The sequence below is a fragment of the Schnuerera sp. genome, from assembly GCF_035459645.1.
In the GTDB taxonomy this organism is placed as follows: Bacteria; Bacillota; Clostridia; order Tissierellales; family Tepidimicrobiaceae; genus Schnuerera.
On sequence record NZ_DATHXO010000122.1, the window covers coordinates 1 to 2,207 of the forward strand.

The following is a 2,207-nucleotide window of genomic DNA, read 5'->3' on the forward strand; positions in this document are numbered from 1 at the left end:
ACTGCATTGTTATACACTAACTCTATATTAGATTGTAAGCTATTACCCTTAGTTATCTCCTTTACCTTATCCAATAAAAATGGAGTTACTTCTTTACCTTTTATATCTTTAGTTTTTGCTTCATTTAAAGCATCTTTAATAGCCTTGTTTATTGTTTTAGGATCCATTTCATATTCTTTAGGAATTGGATTTGCAACTACAATTCCTCCGTCTAATCCTAAATCCCATTTAGTTTTTATAATCTTCGCCAACTCATCTTCCTCATCTATTTGATAATCAACTCCAAATCCACTTTCCCTCGTAAAAAATGCAGGGAACTCATCAGTCTTAAATCCTACAACAGGTACACCAAAGGTTTCTAAGTACTCTAATGTAAGCCCTAAATCCAATATGGATTTAGCTCCAGCACAAACTACTGCTACATTGGTATGGCCCAACTCTTGTAAATCAGCAGATATATCAAAGGTCTTCTCAGCACCTCTATGAACTCCGCCTATGCCTCCTGTAACAAACACTTTGATGTCTGCTAATTTAGCTATTATCATAGTAGAAGCTACTGTAGTAGCACCATTCAACTTTTTAGATATAATAAAAGGCAAATCCCTTCTACTCACCTTCTTCACATCTTTTGCTTTCCCTAAATACTCAATTTCTTCTTTATTTAGTCCTACCTTAATTTTTCCATTTAATATGGCAATAGTAGCTGGAATTGCGCCTCTATCTTTAATTATCTTTTCTACTTCCAATGCAGTTTTTACATTTTGAGGATAAGGCATTCCATGAGAAATAATTGTAGATTCCAAAGCCACTACAGGTTTTCTATTTTCTATAGCCTTTTTTACTTCTTCTTTAATATTCATATACTCTTTTATCATAATCCCATCTCCTTTATTCTTTTCTCAATATTTTCTACAGATATATTTGAATTTATGGTATTTTCATTCTCTAAAGTCATAAGAGATGCGCCTATAGCAATTTTAAGTGTACTTTCTATATCTAATCCATTAAAATAAGAATAAGCTAGTCCTGCCATAAAAGCATCTCCTGCACCAGTGGCATTTATAGTTGATATCTCTGGTACTTTCATATATACTTCATTTTGTTTATCCAAGTAGTATATTCCATCTTCCCCTAAAGTTATAAATACCCTTTTTACTCCCATATCTAAAAAATAAGTGGCTACTTTTTTCAAATCTTTTTTATCTACTATTTCTATCCCAGATAATATTTCTGCTTCTAATTTATTAGGTTTTATCGTATGAAAATTACCTAGTATATCTTTAACTTTTTCAGCTTTGGAAGTAGATACCGTATCTAAAAAGAAATCAACTTTAAAATTAGATACTATGTATTTTAATACCTCAATAGGTATATTAGTATCTATTATACAGAGGGTGGAATTTTCAATAATTTCTTGTTTGTTTTGAATAAAAGCTATAGTCATCTTTTCAAATATATCCATAGATGAAAGGGCTAGATTCATATCTCCTGTTTTATCTAATATGGCTATGTATGTTGATGTTGCCTCATCTTGTACTATTAAAGATTCTGACATATCCAGTCCTATCTTCTTTCCTTCTTCTACTATTTGCTTTCCATAGACATCCTTCCCTAATACAGTAATAAGCTTAGTATTTATTCCTAATCTACTTAGATTTTCCCCTATATTCCTTCCAACCCCACCTAAGGTTATAGCAGTTTTCCCTGGATTGGAATCTTTCATTCTAAGTTTCTTATGAGGTAATCCAATAATATCTATATTAGCTCCACCCACTATGGTTATATAAGATTTACCTTTCACAATATATCCTCTCCTAAGATATCCCTTTTTTATAATAACAACTACTTGTATTTTACCATATTTATATACAATTTAAACTTTAGGTTTGTTATAACTTACATCATTTGGTTATAAAAACCCTAGTGAATTTTCACTAGAGCAATAGAAGGTGGACCTATGTGTCAACCCCTACAATATAGAATATATCATGGTTGTGCGTAGGGGCAGACCTATGTGTCTGCCATCCAATGATATAACGCATAATATCTACCACTGCGATGCCAAATATAAATTTCGTACCATATGAAACCGGATGGACACACAGGTCCATCCCTACGAAACATGATGTTTTCATCCCCAAAAACAACGAAACCCCTTGAAATCAAGGAGTTTCTATTGTATCAATATTTAAGTTCTTTTATGTATG

Annotated in this window: 2 protein-coding genes; both read right to left on the minus strand. The window is 32.0% G+C overall.

What is annotated here, in order from left to right; genetic code table 11:
* Positions 1-875: pseudouridine-5'-phosphate glycosidase (locus VK998_RS02880; RefSeq protein WP_325225269.1), on the minus strand; the 875-nt coding region annotated here is incomplete at its 3' end.
* Positions 872-1,801 carry a carbohydrate kinase family protein gene (locus VK998_RS02885; protein WP_325225271.1) on the minus strand — a complete coding sequence of 310 codons (930 nt, stop codon included), beginning with the start codon at positions 1,799-1,801 and terminating at the stop codon, positions 872-874. The genes VK998_RS02885 and VK998_RS02880, both read right to left, overlap by 4 nt.
* Positions 1,802-2,207 lie beyond the last annotated feature (406 nt).